Source organism: Phaeobacter gallaeciensis (assembly GCF_001678945.1).
Classification (GTDB): Bacteria; Pseudomonadota; Alphaproteobacteria; order Rhodobacterales; family Rhodobacteraceae; genus Phycobacter; species Phycobacter gallaeciensis_A.
This window is the reverse complement of record NZ_CP015124.1, coordinates 1042567-1063002: the sequence shown is the minus strand read 5'-3', so window position 1 is coordinate 1063002 and position 20436 is coordinate 1042567. Positions and strand designations below refer to the sequence as shown.

Annotated in this window: 17 protein-coding genes; 6 read left to right on the top strand and 11 right to left on the bottom strand. The window is 60.9% G+C overall.

Annotated elements, in window-relative coordinates; genetic code table 11:
• Positions 1-213 precede the first annotated feature (213 nt).
• From JL2886_RS05095 to JL2886_RS05090, 3 genes are all read left to right on the top strand, one after another.
• The gene (locus JL2886_RS05095; protein WP_065271026.1) at positions 214-1077 is read left to right on the top strand and encodes an aldo/keto reductase; all 864 of its coding nucleotides are present in this window, start codon (positions 214-216) and stop codon (positions 1075-1077) included.
• Positions 1078-1195: 118 nt separating this feature from the next.
• Positions 1196-1390, top strand: a complete 195-nt coding sequence (locus tag JL2886_RS19335; RefSeq protein WP_133245400.1) for a hypothetical protein — start codon at positions 1196-1198, stop codon at positions 1388-1390.
• Positions 1391-1598: 208 nt separating this feature from the next.
• Positions 1599-2192, top strand: a complete 594-nt coding sequence (locus JL2886_RS05090) for a rhodanese-like domain-containing protein (RefSeq protein WP_065273538.1) — start codon at positions 1599-1601, stop codon at positions 2190-2192.
• A gap of 94 nt (positions 2193-2286) precedes the next feature.
• On the opposite strand, the gene asnB is transcribed toward JL2886_RS05090, so the two are convergent.
• Positions 2287-3834, bottom strand: a complete 1548-nt coding sequence (gene asnB / locus JL2886_RS05085) for an asparagine synthase (glutamine-hydrolyzing) (RefSeq protein ID WP_082996002.1) — start codon at positions 3832-3834, stop codon at positions 2287-2289.
• A 255-nt stretch (positions 3835-4089) separates the two neighbouring features.
• Here asnB and JL2886_RS05080 point away from each other — a divergent pair, with 255 nt between their 5' ends.
• Together JL2886_RS05080 and JL2886_RS05075 are read left to right on the top strand one after the other, a co-directional pair.
• Complete coding sequence (locus tag JL2886_RS05080) at positions 4090-4989, top strand: LysR substrate-binding domain-containing protein (protein ID WP_065271025.1); 900 nt, start codon at positions 4090-4092, stop codon at positions 4987-4989.
• A 353-nt stretch (positions 4990-5342) separates the two neighbouring features.
• Positions 5343-5957, top strand: coding sequence for a DUF2202 domain-containing protein (locus JL2886_RS05075; protein ID WP_065271024.1), 615 nt, complete (start codon positions 5343-5345; stop codon positions 5955-5957).
• Positions 5958-6073: 116 nt separating this feature from the next.
• Here the strand turns inward: JL2886_RS05075 and JL2886_RS05070 are convergent, their stop codons facing one another.
• The 4 genes from JL2886_RS05070 to JL2886_RS05055 all read right to left on the bottom strand — a co-directional run bounded on the left by JL2886_RS05070 (position 6074) and on the right by JL2886_RS05055 (position 14176).
• Entirely contained in the window at positions 6074-6541 is a 468-nt protein-coding gene (locus JL2886_RS05070) for a thioesterase family protein (RefSeq protein WP_065271023.1), read from the bottom strand.
• Between the two features lie 15 nt (positions 6542-6556).
• Positions 6557-7603 carry a methyltransferase gene (locus tag JL2886_RS05065; RefSeq protein ID WP_065271022.1) on the bottom strand — a complete coding sequence of 349 codons (1047 nt, stop codon included), beginning with the start codon at positions 7601-7603 and terminating at the stop codon, positions 6557-6559.
• A gap of 293 nt (positions 7604-7896) precedes the next feature.
• The gene (locus JL2886_RS05060) at positions 7897-8619 is read right to left on the bottom strand and encodes a CpXC domain-containing protein (protein ID WP_065271021.1); all 723 of its coding nucleotides are present in this window, start codon (positions 8617-8619) and stop codon (positions 7897-7899) included.
• 22 nt (positions 8620-8641) lie between these two features.
• Complete coding sequence (locus JL2886_RS05055) at positions 8642-14176, bottom strand: hypothetical protein (protein WP_065271020.1); 5535 nt, start codon at positions 14174-14176, stop codon at positions 8642-8644.
• 311 nt (positions 14177-14487) lie between these two features.
• Here JL2886_RS05055 and JL2886_RS05050 point away from each other — a divergent pair, with 311 nt between their 5' ends.
• Positions 14488-14838, top strand: a complete 351-nt coding sequence (locus JL2886_RS05050; RefSeq protein WP_065271019.1) for an META domain-containing protein — start codon at positions 14488-14490, stop codon at positions 14836-14838.
• A 35-nt stretch (positions 14839-14873) separates the two neighbouring features.
• Here the strand turns inward: JL2886_RS05050 and JL2886_RS05045 are convergent, their stop codons facing one another.
• From JL2886_RS05045 to JL2886_RS05020, 6 genes are all read right to left on the bottom strand, one after another.
• Positions 14874-15806: an AEC family transporter gene (locus JL2886_RS05045; protein ID WP_065271018.1), complete on the bottom strand. Its 933-nt coding sequence runs from the start codon at positions 15804-15806 to the stop codon at positions 14874-14876.
• 41 nt (positions 15807-15847) lie between these two features.
• Positions 15848-16645, bottom strand: coding sequence for an MBL fold metallo-hydrolase (locus JL2886_RS05040; RefSeq protein WP_065271017.1), 798 nt, complete (start codon positions 16643-16645; stop codon positions 15848-15850).
• The gene (locus tag JL2886_RS05035; RefSeq protein ID WP_065271016.1) at positions 16645-17457 is read right to left on the bottom strand and encodes a TatD family hydrolase; all 813 of its coding nucleotides are present in this window, start codon (positions 17455-17457) and stop codon (positions 16645-16647) included. Before JL2886_RS05035 ends, JL2886_RS05040 begins: the two co-directional genes overlap by 1 nt.
• Before the next feature lie 67 nt (positions 17458-17524).
• Positions 17525-18643 (bottom strand): DNA polymerase III subunit delta', encoded by a 1119-nt coding sequence (locus tag JL2886_RS05030; RefSeq protein ID WP_065271015.1) that lies wholly within the window; start codon positions 18641-18643, stop codon positions 17525-17527.
• Positions 18640-19293, bottom strand: a complete 654-nt coding sequence (gene tmk / locus JL2886_RS05025; protein WP_065271014.1) for a dTMP kinase — start codon at positions 19291-19293, stop codon at positions 18640-18642. The genes JL2886_RS05030 and tmk overlap by 4 nt, the downstream gene beginning before the upstream one ends.
• Positions 19290-20420: a D-alanyl-D-alanine carboxypeptidase family protein gene (locus JL2886_RS05020; RefSeq protein ID WP_065273536.1), complete on the bottom strand. Its 1131-nt coding sequence runs from the start codon at positions 20418-20420 to the stop codon at positions 19290-19292. Before JL2886_RS05020 ends, tmk begins: the two co-directional genes overlap by 4 nt.
• Positions 20421-20436 lie beyond the last annotated feature (16 nt).

Below are 20436 nucleotides of genomic sequence, written 5' to 3'. Positions count from 1 at the left end.
GCCGCGGGCATCAAGGACGCATGGCACAGTGAGCGCCGCCTTGGCGTTCCGCCATTAATGATCTGAACTCATCAGTGGGTTCAATTCTGCATGGATTATCGCAGGAGCCTGCCTGCCATAAGTTCCACCCCATCAGATACGCACTGGAACTTCTGCCGCTCGATCGACGGCAGGGGAGCCATTGGCGATACACTATGACAAAGGAAAACCCCAATGATCCTTCAAGAAACTTACACTCTTTCCAATGGCGTCGAGATTCCGAAACTTGGTCTTGGCACCTGGATGATCGACGACGCGGTAGTTGCGGATGCGGTCAAGGCGGCTGTGAACCTTGGCTATCGCCACATCGACACCGCGCAGGCCTATGCCAACGAACGCGGTGTTGGCGAAGGAGTCCGTGACTGCGGCGTGGCCCGCGACGAGATTTTCGTGACCACCAAGCTGGACGCCGGCATCAAGACCTATGACGAGGCCAAGGCAGCCATCGACGGCTCTCTTGCCACGATGGGGTTGGACTATATCGATCTGATGATCATCCACAGCCCGCAGCCGTGGGAAAATTTTGCAGGCGACGACCGGTACTTCGAAGGCAATCTGGCGGCGTGGAAAGCGCTGGAAGAGGCGCTTGAAGCAGGAAAACTGCGCGCCATCGGTGTGTCCAATTTCCAGAAGGAAGATCTCGACAACCTGATCGAGAACGCCACCGTCAAACCGATGCTGAACCAGATCCTGGCCCATATCAGCAACACGCCCTTTGACCTGATCGACCACACCAAGAGCAAAGGGATCCTTGTCGAGGCCTATTCGCCTGTCGGTCATGGTGAGCTGTTCAAGAATACCGAGGTCGGCGCAATGGCCGAGAAATACGGCGTCAGCATCCCGCAGCTTGGCATTCGCTATTGTCTGCAGCTGGGCCTGCTGCCTTTGCCGAAGACCGGAAACCCGGATCACATGGCCAACAACGCGGCGGTGGATTTCGAAATCTCCGACACAGATATGGATGCACTTAAGTCCATCGAGAAGATCAAGGACTACGGCGAACATAGTTTCTTCCCGGTCTACGGCGGCAAGATGTAAGCGGCGCCTTCAGGATCGGCCGATACTGAAACAACCGGTGGGGCCCGTGGTCCCGCCGGTCTATTTGTCGGTTCTGCTTGGCGTGCCCGCGACAGTTAGGGCGCGAGAATACGGGCACATGGTGGGCTGGGACCATAGTCACGGGGTCGGAATGATCTTTGGCCCCGTGCTTTGGATGACCGACCTGGGTCTGGTGGTCGCCGGGCTGATCTGGCTGGTGCGCGGGGGCGACGGGACGTCATCGCAGCGCAAAGCGTCCGGCGCGCAGTCCGAACTCGATATGCGATTTGCCCGTGGCGAAATCGATTCATAAGAATACGCCGCGCGCAAAAATTATTGATTTCATAAGCTTGCGGGCCGCTTGGGGGAGCTTCCATATAGCCGCTGCAAGGATCATAGCCGTTGCAAGGATCGTCGGGCATAGGCAGTGAGAGAGATCTGAACGCATCAAAAATGCCTCGACTGTGTGTTATTCGAATTTTAGAATGTGATAAGCACACGAGATGAGGGAGGATTCAGACATGCGTGGAATGCTATTGGGCCTTTGTATAGCCGCCATCGCGGCGCCTGCACTGGCGGATAAGGTCGGCATCACCAAGGACATGATGAGCGTGACCGTGACAACGCCTGGCGGCGCGGTTGAGATCAAGCGCAATCAGGATCCCGACGCGCGTCTGGGTGAACCTTGGACAAAGACCTCGCGCCCCTGTCCCAATTTCTGCATCCAGCCGATGACACCGGCACCCGGGGTGACGACCATTGGCGAGCTGGAGGTGCTGGAGTTCCTGAAATCCGGGGAGGCGTTGCTTGTCGATGGGCGCGTTCGCCCGCAGTACGAGCAGGGCACAATTCCGGGTGCCATGTCGGTGCCTTACACCGAGGCTGCCGACCGGTTGGAGGAATTCGGCTGCGAGGTGGATTTCGATGGCTGGATCTGCGAGGGCGAGGTGCCGTCGGTGGTCCTGTTCTGCAACGGGCCATGGTGCGGCCAGTCCCCGACGGCCGCGCGCCGCATGATCGAGGCGGGCTTCCCGGCCGAGAAGATCTACTACTATCGCGGTGGCATGCAGAGTTGGAACATGCTGGGCCTGACCGTGGTGCCGGGCGGCTCCTGAGGCGGCCCAGACCGATTTGCTATGGCGCGCGCCTTGAGGTGGATGATGCTGCAAGGCGCGCGCAATCGGGTCCGGAAACCGGGCAGGCGGTGCCTCAGGCGACCACCCGGTCTGCCTCCCAGGACCCAGCAGCCTCCAGGATCCGCTCGGGATTGCGATAGGCATCGCGTAGCAGCCGTTCATACAGCGCGCCTTCTGACTGCCGCGTGACGGGGCCGCCGATCAGCGCTGCAAGAGCCTCTTCCAGCGCATCGACCGTGCCGGAGCCTTCGTCGAATTGCGCCTTCTTGCGCCAGACCAGATCCGGCGGCAGCAGGTCTTCGCAGGCTTTGCGCAGGATCCACTTTTCCGTCGTTGCGCCGGTTGCATCCGGAGCCGCAGGATCGGTGCGGCGCATCTTCAGATCTGCGGGGATGGACTGGGCAAAATCGATCAGCTCCCGATCCAGGAACGGAGTTCGGGCCTCGAGGCTCTCGGACATGGTGACGCGGTCGACCCGTTGCAGATTGATGTTGTGCATGGTGCCAAGGGACCGGGTCAGCTCATCTGCCAGTGCTCGGGGATCGTCGACGTAGCCGTGGTGATAGGTATAGCCGGCGAACAATTCGTCGGCGCCTTCGCCGGTCAGTACCGCCTTGAGCCTGGCCCGGGCCAGCCGTGCTGCGAACAGGGTAGGGAGGGCCGAGCGCACCAGATCCACATCAGCCGATTCCAGATGATAAAGGACATGCGGCAGGGCTTCGGCCACGTCCTGCGCGGTAAAGACCGTCTCGTAATGGTCTGATCCGATATGTTCAGCCACGGCGCGCGCGGCAACCAGATCGGGGCTGCCCTTGGTGCCGACGGCAAAGGTCTTGAGCGGACCCAGCCCCTGTGCCTTGCGCGCCTTCTGGGCAAGCGCCGCGATGATCGAGCTGTCCAGCCCGCCGGAGAGGAAGCTGCCCACCTCCACATCCGCGACCATCCATTTGGCAACGGCTCCCTCCAGTACCAGACGCAGTTCCTGCGCAGTGCCGTCGATATCGAGATCCGGGCCCGCTGCGGCAGCGCCCTGAGGCGTGCGGTACCATTGCCGCCAGCCGGTGCGGCTGTCGAACAGATGCCCGGGCGGGACCGCTTCGACCTGCTCGACCGGGACGCCGTCAAAGGCCTTCAGCTCGGAAGCGAAGACCAGCCCATTGCCCAGCCGCGCCATGTATAGCGGTTTGATCCCCAGTGGATCGCGCGCGGCAATGATGCGGTCTTTGGTAATCAGAACAAAGGCGAACATGCCATCCAGCTGGGTGACCCAGCGGGAGCGCCCGGAGCGGAACAGGTGCAGGATCGTTTCACTGTCAGAAGCCGTCTCAAACGCCGCATCGCCTAAGATTGCCCGCAGATCGGCGTGGTTGTAGATCTCGCCATTGGCAACCAGCATGTCACCTGTCTGGTGGATGGGCTGGGCGCCGTCCTCGGGGCCGATGATAGACAACCGGCAATGGGCCATGGTGAAGGCGGTCTCTGTTGCAAGGGGCTCTGTCTCAGGCGTATCCGCATGCCGGAGGACATGCACCTCGTCGGGGCCGCGATGGGCGATCTTGGCGATCATCTCCTCGGCCAGTCCGGCGTCGCTGATATTCCAGAAACAAACAAATCCACACATGGTTCTTGGTCCTCAATCGGTTCCACAGCGGTCGCCATAAGGGCGGGGCCGCTTTTTGCGCGCGCCGGGCCGTCCTTGCCATGACAGGCCGCGCTGCGCTGTCTTGGCGGCGGCGGGGCAAGGGGGCTGCTGATCGGCTTTGCCCGATGGGCGGGCGCCTTTAAAGTTTTGCGGCACCATGGCTATCAAAATCCCGCGGTTGATAAAAATGAAACATTCTAGCACTATGGATGAGAAAAATTTGACCATAGTGCCATGCCTCGACGTCTTCCTGTTCTCAATGCCCTCAGATCCTTCGAAGCTGCCGCGCGGCATGAAAGCTTCAAGGAGGCTGCGGCCGAGCTGAACGTGACCAATGCCGCCATCAGCCATCAGGTCAAATCGCTTGAAGAAGCCTTTGGCATGAGCCTGTTCCGGCGGCGTGGGCGTGCCGTTCAGCCGACGGACGCCGCCAAACGGTTTGCCGACCGGATCGGCAAGGCCTTCGACACGATCGAGGCCGCTGCGATTGAACTGCAGGGCAACCCGATGAGCGGGACATTGCGGCTGGCGGTCACGCCCTTTTACGGCAATCGCATCGTATTGCCGCGCCTGTCGCGGTTTCATGCCATGTATCCGGAGATCACGGTCGAACCGGAGATGAGCGCCACGGATACCGATTTTCGTAAATCGGATCTTGATGGTGGCATGCGCTATGGCACCGGGGAGTGGCCCGGGCTGACCGCAGTCGAACTGCACCGTGATGAACTGGTGCCGGTGGCGGCGCCCTCGGTTGTCTCGGGGCGGCGTCTGCCACTGTCCGCCGATGAGATTGCCAAGCTGACCCTGGCCTATATCGAGGGCCGCAAGGACGATTGGCAGGCCTGGCTGAACCTTTTGGGTTATGCGGGGTCGCCACCACAGGACATGGTTGCCTATGATAGCCGGGCGCGGGTCGTGGACCTTGCCTTTGCCGGGCATGGTGCTGCGCTGGCCGATGTCAGCCTGACCGCTGCCGACGTGGCTGCCGGGCATCTTGTGCGCCTCAATGAGACCCGCCTGACCACCGGACGGGGGATGTGGCTGGTCTATCCGGATACGGATTTCCCCGATCCGCGGCTCATTGCCTTTGGCGAATGGTTCAAATCCGAGGTCGCAAAGATCCCGATCGCCTAGGTACTCGACGTGAGTGGGCCTCTCAGCAGTGAGGCTTGGCTCCGATCTCTCCAATGCGATCTTGAAATGTGCTCTGAGCATTCTAATGGCTGTTGTCAGAACGCATGCGCTGGCATGTCTGGCAGCATGCAGAGGTTGCCAATCGGCTTCCAAGGCTTGCGGCACGACGTCACGAGTGCAGTCGTTGCAGAGGGTGCACGGCAAAATTTCGCTGCCAAATCAGCGGCGCAACGCCGGTCTGCTGGCAGGCCAGTTTCAATTCGCGAGCCAATTTACATATGTATTTTTCTGAATGTAATGGGCGCGCCGGGCCTCGTTCACCTTGAGATCAGCAACCGGCACAGGAGAAAGACATGAGCATGAACAGTGTTTCCTACCGCGAGTACACAGTGAGTTTCGAAGGCACCGACGGTGTTAAACTGTCCGCCGAAACCGGCCTTGATACAGGTATTGGCGGTGGCAAATGGCACCGCAACGAAGCTGAGACACAGCAGGTTGAAACGGTATCAACCGATGATACCTCTGTTGCTGTGACGCTGAGCGCTGAGGCCATCGCAGAGCTGAAGTTCATGATCGAAGAGGAGAAGCTTGCGGGCGATCTCTACGAGGCCTTTTACGATGTTTATGGAGAGGAGATCTTCGCCAATATCGAGGTCTCCGAAGACCAGCACTTTGACGCGCTTGTCGACTATGCAGAGAAGATCGGCGTCGATGTCGATTCCTTCGTTTTCGACACCGCTGGCGAATTCTCCAATCCCGAGTTGCAGGAGATGTACGACACGCTTCTGGAGCAGGGGCTGACCTCGCTAGAAGACGCGCTGGAGGTCGGTGTGGCGATCGAGGAGAAAGACATCGTCGATATCGCGGCAGCGGCCGAAGCCGTGCAGGACACCGCCCTGGCGGATATCTATGAAAACCTGCTTCAGGGCTCATATGCGCACCTTGATGCCTTTGAGGCTGTACTGTGACCGAAATCGCCTCCGGTTTTCGGACACAGATTGGCTTGGCCTCGCATTCGCGAGGCCAAGCGCAACCGCGGCCATGGTCATTGCAGGTGTTGGGAGGCTAGTTGGCCGGGCCAGTATCAACCGGCGACAGCTCCGCACAACTGGCGCACTGCCCGTCCGGCCCATTCCGGGGCCGGGGAGAGAACCGCATCCAAAAGGCTGTTATAGATCGCCTCGGGGAAGGCCGTGGCCCGTTGCTGGCGTGTATCGTAGTGCAGCAGCATGCATTCAAACGTCGCGCATTCCTGATCGGCCGACCACATGGTGTGCCCGATCTGCAAACGTTTGCTGTCCACGCCCAGGATCGCGGCCTCGATTGACAGGGTTGCCGGAGCGCGCACTTCCCCCACGTACCGCAGGTGCGTCTCAAGCGTATATAGCGCGCAGCCCGTTTCCTCGAAATATGCGGTGCCGATCCCGAAACGGTCCTGCAGTTTCCAGGTCGCATTGCTGAACGGGACCAGATAGTAGGCTTCGTTCAGGTGGCCATAGGCATCCAGCCACTCCTGCTGAAGCGGCTCTTCGTGTACGCGAAATGTCGACATCTCCGCTCCCCCGGCTCAGGCAGGTTTGGAAAAGACGACCAGTTTGGTCATCGCCGGGATCAGGTTGTCGACGGTCTCGACCTCGAAACCGATCGTTTTGCCCATTTCCGTCAGCCAGCCCACCGATAGCGAACGGGCGTCGGGGGTAAAGGCCATGTGCTGCAACTGCCAGAGTGCGGCCAGCGCGGGTCCGCGGCGGTTCTCTTCCACCATGAAGTCATGCACCATCAGCTTGCCACCGGGGGCGAGCGCCTCAAAGCCTTTCGTCAGCAGGCCCTCGACGTCGTCGCCGGGAACGCCGCTCATCAGATAGGACATCAGGATGGCGTCCTGGTTGCCTGGCCACTGGATTTCGATGGCGTTGCCTGGAATATAGCGCACCCGGTCGATCAGACCGGCCTCGGAGACAAAACCCCAGCCGATTTCTGCCACGTTGGGGAAGTCGATGATGGTGGCCTCAAGGTTCTCATATTCGTTGCACAGGCTGATGGTCATCGCGCCGGTGCCGCCGCCCACGTCCAAGAGGGTCTTGGCATGGGACAGGTCCACAGTGCGGGCCAGTGTGCGCCCCGGGCCAAGAGAGCCGGCGTGCTGGCTTTCGGAATAGACCGAAGCCTGTTCTTCATCCGCCATCCAGTGCCGGTAAGAGGCGATTGCATCCTCGGAGAGTTCGCCTTTCATCACCGCATTCAACTGCAGCAGGAAGGGGTACATCTGCTGGTCGATCTGATAGCGAAGATAATCCCCGAAATCGTATTTCGATGTTTTCGAAAGGAAATTCTGCGCGGCGGGGGAATTCTTGATCTTGTCATCGTCCGTGTTGCTCAGCAGCCCGACGCTGGCCAGCGCGGTTGTCAGCGTGACGATGCGGTTGAGCGGCACATCTGCGGCCTCTGACAGTTCTTTGGCCGTCTTGGGGCCGTCCGCGAGCAGTGAAAAGATACCGACATGCAGACCGGTGAACAGCGCCTTTGATGCCATGAAACTGAAAGCGATGGACGACAGATCCTCCGCGCTTTCGATTGCATTGTTGTCGAGTGTCGCCGGGGTCAGATCCTGCATGAAGCCCACTTACCTTTCTGTCATTTCGGATGTGTCTGGGAGCATACACAGCCGTAGCTGCCACGCAACACTAGTGCCGGAAACATGTTACAAGTTGTCGGTTTTGAGCCAAATTTTGATGCATTCTACGGTGAAGAGCGCCTTCCATCCCTGCTTTTCCAGCCGCGATGGGCAGAGCACGGATGGGTTTAACCGCACCTAGTGGCAGGGCAGATCGCCTGATGTCTGCCGGAAAAGAGGAACGTTTTTGCCTCCCGCCGCCGCGGTTTGCGCTGAGTGTCGGCTGCGCGGTGTTAGCCTGCCTGGCGTTCATCGCCCGTATGGCGGCCTTCACCCATGTAGAGTTTCTGCATATCGACGAAAGGTCCTGTCTCCAGCCGACCGCGGATCGCGGCCCATCCCTCAGGGTTGTCGTGGATCACCACATACAGCTCTGATGGCACGTTCAGGTATTCAATGTATTTTTCCGATGCGGTTTCCAGCCAGGCAAAGACATAGCTGCCGGTCTCTTCGTCCACATCGACAAGCCGCAGTTCAATGCCTTCAGCCAAGGGGGCGGTTTCGACGCTGCGCAGGATATGCAGCTTCATCATCTCGACGATCACATCGTCCAACTCCAGTTGCCGCAGCAGCAATTTTTCCCGCACCGCTGGCCAGCCAAAGGTCAGTCGCACGGTTAGCCCTTTGCCGACCTCCTGCGCGGCAGCGGGGGCCTGCGACCCATAGCTGGTGGAAAACAGATCATTGGCCTCATCCTCCAGCTCCAGATGATCGCGCAACCGGTTGGCAGGCATCGCAGCGATCCATTGCCCGCGCCCGGCGTCGAGGTAATTGAACTGCGGTTGCAGGCGAAAACTCTCGCCGCAGGCGGGGCAGGCCGCGTCCTGAAACCGGTTTTCCAGGATGTCGTCCCGTAGGTCGGGACGACGGTCGGCGTTGACACTGCCGACGGCGGACATGGACACGGGCGCCTCGCATTGCGGGCAGAGCAGATTGACGGGATGAAACAGGGACATCGGTCGGCAGCCTTTCGATCAGTCAGAGTTTGGACAACCAGTCAATCGCCGGATGGTTCGGTTTCAGCTTGCCCGAGTGATAAGCGGCATAAAGTTCGGAAAACCATTCGCCCGGCGCCCGGAACTGGTAGCCGGTCATGCCCTTGGCGCGTGCGCCAAGAAGATAGGAGGTCCAGCTGTTGGTATAACTCTCCTGATACACAACACCGTCAATCGCGAGCTTCTTGGCAGAGGTCATGCTGGACCATGGTTTTGCGGGCTCAGAGGCGCTATCGATATGCGCCTGAACCTGAACGCGCCGGGTTTCCCATTCTTCGTCCGTACAGGTCTCGTCCGCGGGTTTGTCCGGGGCATGGGCGCTTGTGTTATGGGCCATGTATTCGGTGATATAGTCTTTGTCATATTTGAACTTCTTGGCAAATTTCTCGGCGATGTCCGAAATCGCCATGCCGTATTCTGTCCAGCCGCCAAAATCCTTTTTGCTGCCGTTGCTGTTCATGAACCCGTGTTTGTCGTCCACGGCATGACCAACCTCATGCAGGGTGTTCCAGTTGAAGAAGGTCACCGGCTCTTCGTTCGCGGGCTTGCATTTTTCCAGCTCGGCGCGCTCTTCCGGAGTGGTGGCATCATCCAGACTGCCGACCGCGTCATCGCTGCCGAAGGCATAGTTGGGCGACAGGCCCGCATCGCCTTCGTGCATCACGATCCGTTTCTCGTTGCCCTGATACATGGAGCCGCCTTTGTCGGCTTCGTTGATGGCGAATTTCTTCAGAGAGTCATTGTTGAGCGTGTGGTCCAGCGGTAGGTCCTGCATCGCCTTGTAGAAGGCCACGATATTGGGGCCTTTCAGATCGCCATCGGCGATTTCGGTGGCTGGCGCCAAGTTCTTGTTGCTGAAGTTCTTGATATCGCAGCCAAAGCGCGCCTTAAAGGCGACCTTGACCACCGCGCGCTGGGCTTCCGGCTCCAGATTGTCGATCATCGCATCCAGCTCGGCGGTGCCACCCGGGCGTGCCAGGATTTTCTCGATGTCTGCCGGGTCTGGCGGCGTATTGGCCCGCATCTGCGCCATGACATAGGCGCTGGTGCCAATGGCGCGTGCCTCTTCCAGCAGCTTGATAGCATCTGCAGGCTGTTTACCTGCGTCCTGCGCCGCGGCATCCGCCAGTTTCTTGCGCATGGTGTCGATGCTGGGTTTGATGGCGTAGCGGTGTTCGTGCCCTTCGAGCACGGCCAGACGGGGCTCCACTTCCGGTTCGGCGCGCAGCTCTTTGTACGTCTTATGCTGCTTGGCCAGCTCCAACGCGGTTTTGGTCAGGGCGATGGCCTTTTCGATATCGGCGCTGACCGATGCATAGTTCTGGCCACCTCTGGCAGCGGTCTGTGCCCCGGTCAGCAGCTTTTCAATCTCGGCGACCTCGGCGGCGACATAGGCGGCTTCTTCGTGGTCCTCGACCGGGGTCAGGGCCGTGCGGGCGCGGGCGATTTCCTGCGTGATGAAGGCATATTGCGAAATCACCTCATCCGCCGTGTTGCAGGCTTCCAGCGCGGCGAGAAGATGCCCCTTGGCGACCTTGGGCGCCAACCCGTCCTTCTGGCAGTTTTCAATTTCCGTGGTTGCGGTCTTCAGGTGCACCGCTGCAACATCGGCGTTTTCGCGGCTGCCAACAACTTTGATCGACAGTTTCGCCGCCTGCACCTGCGGCCACCACGGGGCGCTGTCCTCATCCCCGCCAATGGTAGAATTCACCACTTCAAGGATGCCATGCGTCTTGGCGGTCGACAGGGCCTCTTCGGCCGAGGTTGCAACTTCCTCTGCCATGGTTTTTGCCGTCGCGTAGTCACTTGGTGCCAGTTTGACCAGCGCGTCATATTTAGCTGTCAGCCGGGTCAGCTGCGCGGCGATGGCGTCGGCCTGCTTGTGCGCCTGCGCCTCGTCCAGCTTGGCCTTTGCCTCTGCCCGGGCGGTTTCATACTCGGATGATCCGGTGATCGCGGTCAGCAGCGCCTTGGCAGCCTCGGTGAGTGCCTTCAACTCCTTCACGGCTTGCGAATAATCGTTTTCCGTCAGGTCGGTCCGGGTGGTGTCGAGCTTGGCTGCCGCCAGCCGGTCTGTCATCTCCTTGATCCGGTCCTTGGTGGCATCGTTGCTTTCGGCGGCCAATGCAACGACCGCCGCCTGCGCATCGGTTACCGCCTGAGGGTAGGGGGCCGCCGCTGCGAGAAGAACCTTGCAGGCCTCGATCTTTTGATAGGCCTTTTCGAACATCCCGCGCGCGGCCGTGTAGGTATGCGCGGCCTTCATCGCCTCATATTTGGCAAAATCCGCATCCGCCCGGGCGATCTGATGCACCCCGGCTTCCTTGCCCGGGCCGATCAGCGTGGCACGGGGCACCTTGAAATAGGGACCTTCCCAGCCCAGCACGGTTTTGAGCGTCGTCAGATCCGCGTCGGTGGCCTTTTCCCAACCGGCTGCATCCTTGGCCTTCTCCGCGGCGCCTTTGAAATCCCGCGCGGTTTGCAGCCGGATGCTTTCGTCGATCAGCGCCTGTATCTCGGTCTTTCGATGCTCCAGCTGTGTTTCTACATCGCCTCCCTCGGTGGTGATCTTGGCGATCACCGCGGTGGCCTTGGCCCTGTCGGCCTTGATCGTCTTATAGAGCTCACCTTCCGCGCGGGCCTGGTCGACCATAGCGCGTGCAGTGGCCAGCTTGGCCTCGGCGCCATCGTAATCATAGGCTTCGGGCTTGATCAGATCGTCCGCTTCGCCGGTCAGACGGGTGATGTCATCCAGTTGCGGCTGCAGGCAATTGGCATCGTTCAGCGGCGTTAGTCCGGCCACGCGTGTTGCCAGCGAGGCCTTCAGTTCCTCATAGGCGTGATGCTGATGGACCAGCACCATGGCCAGTTTCAGATTGGCGATGGTACTGTCCAGATGGGCGCGCGCATCGTCATATTTCTTGGCCTTCTTGGCTTTTTCAGCCTCCGCGGCAGGCACCTGAGCCTTGGCGATCAGCACGGTGAAATCATTGCCGGTATCCGCCGCGACCACCTTGTCCCGGATATCTGTAAAGACCTTGAAGGCCGGATCCCATTTCTTTTTCAGGTTATCCAGCGCGGCGGTATCGGTCAGCCCGTCGAGTTCAACCGAGGCCTCTGCCGCAGCCTTAGCGCTGTCGATGCGTTTTTCCGCGTCCGCCAGACAGGTGTTGGCCGTGGTGAAGTCGAGCTTGAGCGCATGGGCCACGGCTTCGGCCAGCAGCGCCTCGGCATCGGCCAGCATGCCTGCGGCTTGCGGTACGTTCTTCAGCGGTGCGATCTTGCCCTGAACGACCTGGCGCTTTTCCTTGTAGGCCTTACAGGCGTCCGCCTGCGCAGTGGTCGCTGCCCAATCCCCGGCCGTGGCATCAAGCAGGGATATGGCCGTTGAGTATTTGTGAAGCGCCGCTTCCGCCTTGGCCGAGGCGAGATCGCTTTCCATTTTCAGGATGATCACCTGAATGCCCGAGGCGCCATCGTGGTCCTTGAATTCCTTCAGCTTGGCCTCAAAGGCGGTCAGCTTGGGCGCGTATTGCTGCACCACCGGAATTTCGGTTTCCAGAAACGCGCGCAGGTGCCAGAACTTGCCAAGGGTCTTGAGTGACTCGGCGTAGTCCTTGCTCGTGGCGACATCGGAATCGTTGTAATAGCCGTTCGCCTCGGCCAGCTTGACCGTGAGCAGGTTTTTTACAGCGCCGGGAAGCGTGGCCCAGTAATCGACCCAAGTCTTGGCCTTGGGCCGGGCGTCTTCATAGCTTTCCCGCAGCGTCCGCACCCGGGCAGTTTTGGCGTAAACTGCGGCGATCTCATCCAGCTTCTTGATGCCATCCTTGAATTTCTTCGCGGCCTTGTCCTGCTGCGCGGCATCGTAAAGGCGTTCCATCTCGCGGGCGGCATCGTCGATCGCTGGATCGCCGACCGTCACCCCACGCGCAGCGTCGGCCAGCTCCTTGCGGTCGGGGTCCAGCGCCATGAAATGGGCAAAGTCATCGGCGAGCACTTCGGCCTTGGTGATCTCGGCCTCAGCAGCCGTGAGCGCCTCAGTCGCGGTTTTCAGATCGTGAGCCTTTGCCTTTGCGATGGCGTCCGTGCGGGTGTCGTTGATCGTGGCGATTTCGGGTGCGATTTCCGGGGCCCCGGCCTTTGGATGGCTAGTCAGAGGGACCATCCGTAGGTCAAAGATCGCCAGCGCCTTGCCAAAACCGGTCTTGGCTTCGGTGTCGGTGGCAACTGCCTTTTTCAGCCCGGCAAGGGCCTTTTCGCCAGCCTCCAGCTTGGCCGTGCTGCTGCTTTCGGGTTTGGCCTTGGCTTCGTTCGCCAGCGCTTCGACCTTTTCCAGGGCGGTTTTCCATTTGTCCGGGGTCTGGCTGACCGCCTCAGGGATCATGGTGTTGTAGGTCTTCACGGAGCCGTCGCGCAGGTCCTTCAGCGAGGCTTCGATACGGGCAATCTGCTCCGCAAGATCGGCATCATCCGTATCGCCGGTGGCCTCGCCCGATGGCGGTGCGGCTTGTTCGGGTTCCTTTTCCGGTGCGTCCGGGCGGGGGATCGTTGTCGTGTCGCCGCCTTCCGCCGCCTCGGCCCCTCCGCTTGGCGGGGCCGGTTCTTCCTGAGGTGCCTCGGCCGCGGCCTGACGGGCCTTGGAAATGGCCTGTGCCAGCGGACCGACCGCCTTCAGCGCGCCTTCGAAATCAGGCGGCGTGGCTTCCACCCTCGCGGTGATCTGAGCCCAGACCGCCTGAATTTTCTCGGATTGGGTTGTCTTGAAGGAGAGAACCTCGTCGATCAGCGGCTTCAGCTTGGCTTCTGCCTGCTGCCACTTTGCCTCAAGCAGGGTTTGCCGCTTGGCCCGCGCAGCGGCGTCCTGGGCCGCGGTCTTCATCTCCGCTGACAGCTTGGCCACATGCTCTAGCGCCGTGGCAAAGGCGCCGGTGTCCGCCTTGGCCTGCAACGCCTTCCAAAGCGTCTCGACCCGGGAAAGATCAATCCCGGCGATCTGACGCAGCTTTACGAGGTTGGCTTCGACCTTTTTCGCGGCTGCAGCCCATTTCTCCTCTGCCGGATCTGGCGTGCCCGAGGGCGCCGCGGGGCCGTCCGGTTCTGCCGTATCCGTCGCCGTCTCGCCGCTTGCGGCCTCTTTCGCAGCCGGGCCTTCTTCGTCCTCATCTTTCTCCGCTTCGACGACCTTTCCGTCTGGGTCCTGAATGATGATGCTGTATTTCAGCCCGACGACCATGAACATTTTCTTGGTCTTGCGGGCCATGCCCGGCGGGATCTTTCCTTCGACAATGAGGGTCAGTTCCTTGCCGTCCAGTTTCAGCCGTCCAAAGGTGAATTGCGGCGTCTCTCCATCGGATTTCGCCTGCTTGCCAAGCACCTTGGCGGCTTTGGTCTTGTGGGTGAGAAAGACCGAGTCTTCGATCTTCTTGCCAAAACACAAACCAAAGGCCAGCTCGCGTTTGCGGGCGATTGCCATCTGTTGTTTGATTTCTTTCGCGGCAGATCCATCAAGAGGCATTGGGCAGCTCCTGGACTGAAAAACTGTTTAAAAATAGCACACTACACACTTGCCTCTTTCAGGGTCGCACGCGGTTAACGTTTCGGCAAGAATTTTTTTCTTGTGAAACCGTACAGACTGCGCAGACTCTGGGGGCATATGCACCAAGGTGAGATTATGCCGATTTTCCAGATAACCGGCTCTGCCACATGAGGATTTCAGGTCCCTTTCTGGCCGTGATCCTGGCAGTCAGTGCCGGGGTTTGCGGTTGGAGTTTGGCGGGATTTTCTTATGCCTCGGAGCACGCCAATGCACCCAGTGGAGGGGTCCCCATGGTTTCACCCACGGCAGAGAGTTTCGATGGCGCCTGGATCGTGCAGCGGGTAAAGGGCATCGACATTGCGGGCTTTGACGAAATGCGGTTCGATTTTGCCGAGGGCACGCTCTACGGCTCCAGCCCCTGCCGCAGCTTCACCACCACCTATGGGCCGGACCTGCAGAACCTCATGTTCACGCCGTTTGATATCGGCGGCGGGCTCTGTGACGAACAAACGATGATCGCAGAGCGCGAGTTTCTACAGCAGCTGGGTCTGGTCAACCGGATGGAACTGGCCGAGGACGGACAGCTGGTCATGTATAACTTTGATGAGCCGCTGCTCTGGGCGGTGCGACTGCCCGGCTGAACCTGCGCGAGGCCCAGGCGGGCAGGGGTGGTGCCTCAGGTGAGGACCACGAGCCAGAACCACACCGTCAGTACCGAGGCCCCGGTTGCAATCAATACCGAGGAAGCGGCGACGCGCCGGGCGCGGCCGTACATATTGGCAAAAATATAGGCGTTAAAGCCCGGCGCCATCGCAGCATTGAGAACACCGGAGCGGAACAGATCCTGTTTCAGGCCAAGAGTGCTGCCAAGGGACCAGACGATGGCCGGGTGCACCATCAGGGCGGTCACGCAGACAAATGCGATAGTGCGCAGATCACCCTCGGGGCGGTATTGCACCAGTACGCCGCCAAGGGCGAACAGCGCCGCCGGAAGCGCGGCGCGTATCAGAAGCTGCAGGGCATCGTCGATCGCACCGGGGATGGTGACGCCGATCAGGTTGGCGGCAAATCCCAGTGCAATCCCGAGGATCAGCACGTTGCGGAACATCGCAGTCAGCACCGAGCGTGCCATCTTCATGCTGCCGCTGCCGCGGTTCTTGACGATCTCCATCACGGTGATGCCGATGCCATAGCAAAAGGGCGAATGGAACGCGATGATCGCATAGTTGCCGGTCAGATTGTCGGGACCAAAGGCGCGTTCGGTGATCGGCAGGCCCAGCAAGACCGAATTGGAGAACAGGCAGCAGAAGCCGATGGCCACGCAGTCTTCCCAGTCGCGTTTGAAGATCAGCCGCGCACCGAAGAGGCCGATCAGAAAACAGATCCCCGCCCCGGTGTAAAAGCTGACGAGCAATGTCGGGTTAAAACTGCTAGAGAGATCCAGATTGGCAATCGCCCGGAACAACAAGCAGGGGATGGCAAAGCTCTGGGTGAATTTCATCAGCCCTTCGATATGGCTGTGCGTGAAATATCCCTTCATCGTTGCGGCATAGCCCGCAGCGACCACCAGGAAAACGGGCAGAATGACGTCGATCAGGCTTTGCAGCATATAGTCGTAGTCCTAATGGGCGCTCGCCCGGTTGGGCGGCCCTAGATCGGACTGCGGATCACCATGCCATCATAGGCGGCAGAGATATGATCGGGGGTTTCTGCCTCGACCGTGGCATAATCCATATCGATATGCATGTTGGTCAGCACCGCGCGCCGGGGCTGCATCCGCTCGATCCACTCCAGCGCCTGCGTCATGTTGAAATGCGTGGGATGTGGGGTGCGGCGCAGGGCGTCCAGAACCCAGCAATCCATATCCTGCAGCTCGGGCAGGGCACTGTCGGGGATGTCGACCACGTCGGGAAGATAGACCAGCCCGCCCATCCGGAACCCCAGCGCGTCGATCGACCCATGCCCGACCTCGAAGGGGCGGAAGGGGATTTCGCCGCCAGGGCCATCGATAACAAAGGGGCCATTGATGCTTTGCAGATCCAGGATCGGCGGATAGGGCGATCCTTCGGGTTGCACAAAGGCATAGCCAAAGCGCGACAGCAGGGCGTTCTGGGTATCGCCATCGGCGTAGACCGGGATCCGCTTGCGCATGTTGAAGACGATCATGCGCAGATCGTCGATACCATGCACGTGGTCCGCGTGGGAATGAGTATAGACGACCGCGTCCAGCCGTCCGACCTCTGCATCCAGCAGCTGGCTGCGCATATCCGGCGAAGTATCGATCAGCACCGTGGTGGTGCCATCGGGGCCGTCGCGCTCAACCAGCATGGAGCAGCGCCGCCGTCTGTTGCGCGGGTTCTCAGGGTCGCAATCACCCCAGTGGCCGCCAAGGCGCGGCACCCCGCCCGAAGAGCCGCTGCCGAGGATGGTAAAGCGCAGTTCAGCCATCAGGCGGCCGCCTGATATTGCGCTGCTTTCCAGAACAACCGGTCGAAATTTTCCTGCGTCTGGGCCGCGAAATCGGCGTAGTCCATGCCAAATGCCTCGGCGCCGACTTTGGCGGTCAGTGCTGAATAAGCGGGTTCATTGCGTTTGCCCCGGTGCGGCGGCGGTGCCAGATAGGGTGCGTCGGTTTCCACCAGAATGCGATCGATGGGCGCGGCGGCAAAGATGTCGCGCAGCGCCTGGCTTTTGGGGAAGGCGGCAATCCCGGACATCGACAGGTAAAACCCGAGATCCAGCGCCGCCCGGCCAAGTTCCGCCGAGGAGGAGAAACAATGCATCACGCAGGAATAGCTGCCGTTTTTCATTTCTTCGGACAGGATGCGGGCCATGTCGTCATCCGCGGCGCGGGCGTGGATGATCAGCGGCAGGCCGGTTTCACGGGCGGCGGCAATGTGATTGCGCAGCGAGACCTGCTGAATCTCGGCGCTGTCCGCGGTGTAGTGATAGTCCAGCCCGGTTTCGCCAATGCCGACGAATTTGGGGTGTTTGGCCAGCGCCACCAGTTCATCCACGCTGACCAGCGGCTCATCAGCCGCGCTCATCGGGTGGGTGCCTGCGGCGTAAAACACCGGCGCGTGGGTTTCGGCGATGGCGCGCACCGAGGGTTCATTCTTCATCTTGGTGCAGATGGTGACCATCCGGGTGACCCCGGCTTCGGTGGCACGGGCGATCACCTGATCCAGCTCGCCAGCGAAATCCGGAAAATCCAGATGGCAGTGGCTGTCGGTGATCTGGGGAAGGGGTGTGCTGCTCATGCCTGTCTTTCGTCGTCTTGTGCGCCGCAGCCCCGGACCTGCCCAGACCAGCCCGGACGAGTCGGGATCAGCGCGACGCGGTTTCCTGCATCTTGAAAACCGTATCTAGGACTAGCGCGGCGGGGTCAAGGTTCACGGCCTGACCGTGGCGGGCGCGTGCCGTTGCTTCGGCAGAAAGGTCGGCCCATGCCCGGCCTTTGTGCGGATCAGGGGCGAGGCGCTGCAACATGGCGGTTTCACCGGGTGCGGCCTCTGGCTGGGGCGGCTGTCCGGTGGCGCCGGTACGGGCCAGCCGGGCCATGGCGACCTCGGTCAGGGTCAGCAGTAGCTCAAATTTTTCCGCGCCGCCACGCTGGGCCGCGGTTTCGGCCAGCGCCATGGCGCGCTGACGGTCCAGACGGGGCAGAGAATCGAGGATCTGTACAAGTTCGGCGTATGTCTTCAGCCCACCAAGGTTCAGAAGACGCAGCGCCGCGCCGACCGATCCGGCCGCCAGCGCCGCAAGATGATCGGCGTTCTCTGGCAGTTCGGCCCCGGATTGACTGAGGGCGGCCTGCATATCTTCTGCCGACAGGGGGCCAAGGCGCAGCGTGCGGCAGCGCGAGCGGATCGTCGGCAACAGGCGCGAGGGCTGATGCGAAATGAGGAACATGGTGGTCCGCGCGGGCGGCTCTTCCAGCATTTTCAAGAGGGCGTTGGCGGCGCTGGGGTTCATGTCGTCGGCGGCATCCACGATCACCACCCGGCGCCCGCCATCAGTGGCAGACAGGCCGAAAAACCGGTTCAGTGCACGGATATCATCTACAACGATCTGATCGCGCAGCTTGCCCTTGTCGTTATAGCTGCGGGTGATCGCGGCCAACCCCGGTTCGGCCAGGGCGTGGATCCGGTGCGATACCGGGTGATCCGGGGCGATGTCGAGCGTGGTCGCTGGCGGCGGCGCGCCGAACAGCCCATCCTCAGCAGGGGGTGTTGCGAGAAGAAAGCGCGCGATGCGCCAGGCCAACGTCGCCTTGCCAATGCCCTGCGGCCCGGTCAACAGCCAGCCGTGATGCAACCGGTCCGAGTTGAAGGCGGTAAGAAAATCCTGCTCTGCCTTGTTCTGGCCGAATATCTGCGGGGTTTCCCGCGGGTGTGGCGCGCCTGCGGCCTGATCTGCCCGCGGCAGCTCGTCCTGCGCGCTCATACCGGGTGTCCTTCGGGGGACAGGGCCGCCAGCGCCTGCGACAGAACGTCCTGCGCGACCGTATCGAGAGCACGGTCGCCGTCCAGAACGCGGAACCGGTCGGGGAATTCCTGCGCCAGTGCCAGAAACCCGGCGCGCATCTTTTCCTGCAAGGACAGGCCGAAATCCTCGAACCGTTCCTCAGTGCCCTGACGCCCCTTGGCGCGCGAGAGGCCGGTGGCCGGGTCCATGTCAATCAGGATGGTCAGATCCGGTTCACGGCCGATCATCAGGTCATGCAGCTGGTCCACCGTAGCGCGCAGATCGCCGCGCGACAGCCCCTGATACATGCGGGTGCTGTCGGCAAACCGATCGCAGATCACCACCTTTCCAGCGACGAGCGCCGGTTCGATGGTGCGCTCCAGATGATCCCGGCGCGCGGCTGTGAACAACAGGATTTCGGTCTCCGCCGACCATTTGTCGGGATCGCCCTCCAGCACCAGCCGCCGGATCTCTTCGGCCCCGGGGGAGCCGCCGGGCTCGCGAGTTAGCACCACCTCGCGCCCTTCCGCCTGAAGCGTCTCGGCCAGCAGCCGACACTGGGTGGATTTGCCGGACCCGTCGATGCCTTCGAAGGTGATGAACAATCCGCGTTCGGGACCGGGTGTCACAGCGCGTCCTCGGGGCCGTTCAGAAAGCGTTTGATCAGAACCTGCGCGGCGGTCTTGACCCGCACCGGAAAGCCACCTGCGGGCACGTCATTCGCCGCCACCAGTGGCAAGCGCACCTCGGGCAACTCATCGGGCTGGAAGACCAGCTCGGCCAGTTTGTCGCCCTTGCGGACCGGCGCGTCGATGGGGCCGGTGTAGACCACCTCGGCGTTGATCTCACTGCCGGTCAGGGCGGGCACCAGGATTTCCAGATCTTCGGCCGGCACCAGGCCTACCGATCGTGCAGCGCCGCGCCATACTTCGGCTTCGGCGACAGGGGTGTCAGCTTTGGCGATGGTTTTCTTGGTAAATTGGCGAAACGACCAGTTAACGAGGGCCTCTGCCTCCTCTGCACGCGCCTTGGTGCTGGCCAGCCCCGTGATCACGAAGATCACCCGTCGGTCGCCCTGTTTGGCCGATCCAACAAGGCCATAGCCCGCCTCGCTGGTGTGGCCTGTTTTTAGACCGTCGGCGCCAATGCCCAGCGTCAGCAGCGGATTGCGGTTGCGGGTGTTCGACGGCGCGCGTCCATCAAATTCAAAGGTCTTTTCCGAAAACAGCGGGTAATACTGCGGAAAATCTTCGATCAGATGCTGAGCGAGAATGCCCAGATCCTGCATCGACATGCGATGCCCGGCGGCGGGCCAACCGTTGGAATTGGCAAAGGTGGCATTGGCCATGCCCAGTTCGCGCGCGCGCTTGGTCATGTAACGGGCGAAACCGGCCTCGGTTCCGTCCGGGCTCAGTGCCTCGGCGATCACCGCGCAGGCATCGTTGCCCGACAGCACGATGATGCCGCGCAGAAGATCCTCGACCCGGACACGGTCGGTTGTGTCCAGGAACATGGTGGAGCCGCCATAGCTCATCGCGTGTTCGCTGACCGGCAGCTGTTCATCCAGCGTCAGCCGCCCATCGCGCAGGGCTTCAAAGGCCACATAAAGCGTCATCAGCTTGGACATGGAGGCCGGGGGCAAAGGCACCTCGGCATTCTTCGAAAGCAGAACCGTATCGGTGCTTTGATCTAGCACGAAGGCGGCGCGGGCCTTTGTATCAAAGGCCGAGGCCGGAACAGAGGCAATGCTCAGCATAAGCCCGGCGCAGGCG

Excerpts from the sequence above, each read along its gene's own strand:
- JL2886_RS05095 (WP_065271026.1), top strand. The coding sequence starts at position 214 with ATGATCCTTCAAGAAACTTACACTCTTTCCAATGGCGTCGAGATTCCG.
- JL2886_RS19335 (WP_133245400.1), top strand. The coding sequence starts at position 1,196 with ATGGTGGGCTGGGACCATAGTCACGGGGTCGGAATGATCTTTGGCCCC.
- JL2886_RS05090 (WP_065273538.1), top strand. The coding sequence starts at position 1,599 with ATGCGTGGAATGCTATTGGGCCTTTGTATAGCCGCCATCGCGGCGCCT.
- asnB (WP_082996002.1), bottom strand. The coding sequence starts at position 3,834 with ATGTGTGGATTTGTTTGTTTCTGGAATATCAGCGACGCCGGACTGGCC.
- JL2886_RS05080 (WP_065271025.1), top strand. The coding sequence starts at position 4,090 with ATGCCTCGACGTCTTCCTGTTCTCAATGCCCTCAGATCCTTCGAAGCT.
- JL2886_RS05075 (WP_065271024.1), top strand. The coding sequence starts at position 5,343 with ATGAGCATGAACAGTGTTTCCTACCGCGAGTACACAGTGAGTTTCGAA.
- JL2886_RS05070 (WP_065271023.1), bottom strand. The coding sequence starts at position 6,541 with ATGTCGACATTTCGCGTACACGAAGAGCCGCTTCAGCAGGAGTGGCTG.
- JL2886_RS05065 (WP_065271022.1), bottom strand. The coding sequence starts at position 7,603 with ATGCAGGATCTGACCCCGGCGACACTCGACAACAATGCAATCGAAAGC.
- JL2886_RS05060 (WP_065271021.1), bottom strand. The coding sequence starts at position 8,619 with ATGTCCCTGTTTCATCCCGTCAATCTGCTCTGCCCGCAATGCGAGGCG.
- JL2886_RS05055 (WP_065271020.1), bottom strand. The coding sequence starts at position 14,176 with ATGCCTCTTGATGGATCTGCCGCGAAAGAAATCAAACAACAGATGGCA.
- JL2886_RS05050 (WP_065271019.1), top strand. The coding sequence starts at position 14,488 with ATGGTTTCACCCACGGCAGAGAGTTTCGATGGCGCCTGGATCGTGCAG.
- JL2886_RS05045 (WP_065271018.1), bottom strand. The coding sequence starts at position 15,806 with ATGCTGCAAAGCCTGATCGACGTCATTCTGCCCGTTTTCCTGGTGGTC.
- JL2886_RS05040 (WP_065271017.1), bottom strand. The coding sequence starts at position 16,645 with ATGGCTGAACTGCGCTTTACCATCCTCGGCAGCGGCTCTTCGGGCGGG.
- JL2886_RS05035 (WP_065271016.1), bottom strand. The coding sequence starts at position 17,457 with ATGAGCAGCACACCCCTTCCCCAGATCACCGACAGCCACTGCCATCTG.
- JL2886_RS05030 (WP_065271015.1), bottom strand. The coding sequence starts at position 18,643 with ATGAGCGCGCAGGACGAGCTGCCGCGGGCAGATCAGGCCGCAGGCGCG.
- JL2886_RS05020 (WP_065273536.1), bottom strand. The coding sequence starts at position 20,420 with ATGCTGAGCATTGCCTCTGTTCCGGCCTCGGCCTTTGATACAAAGGCC.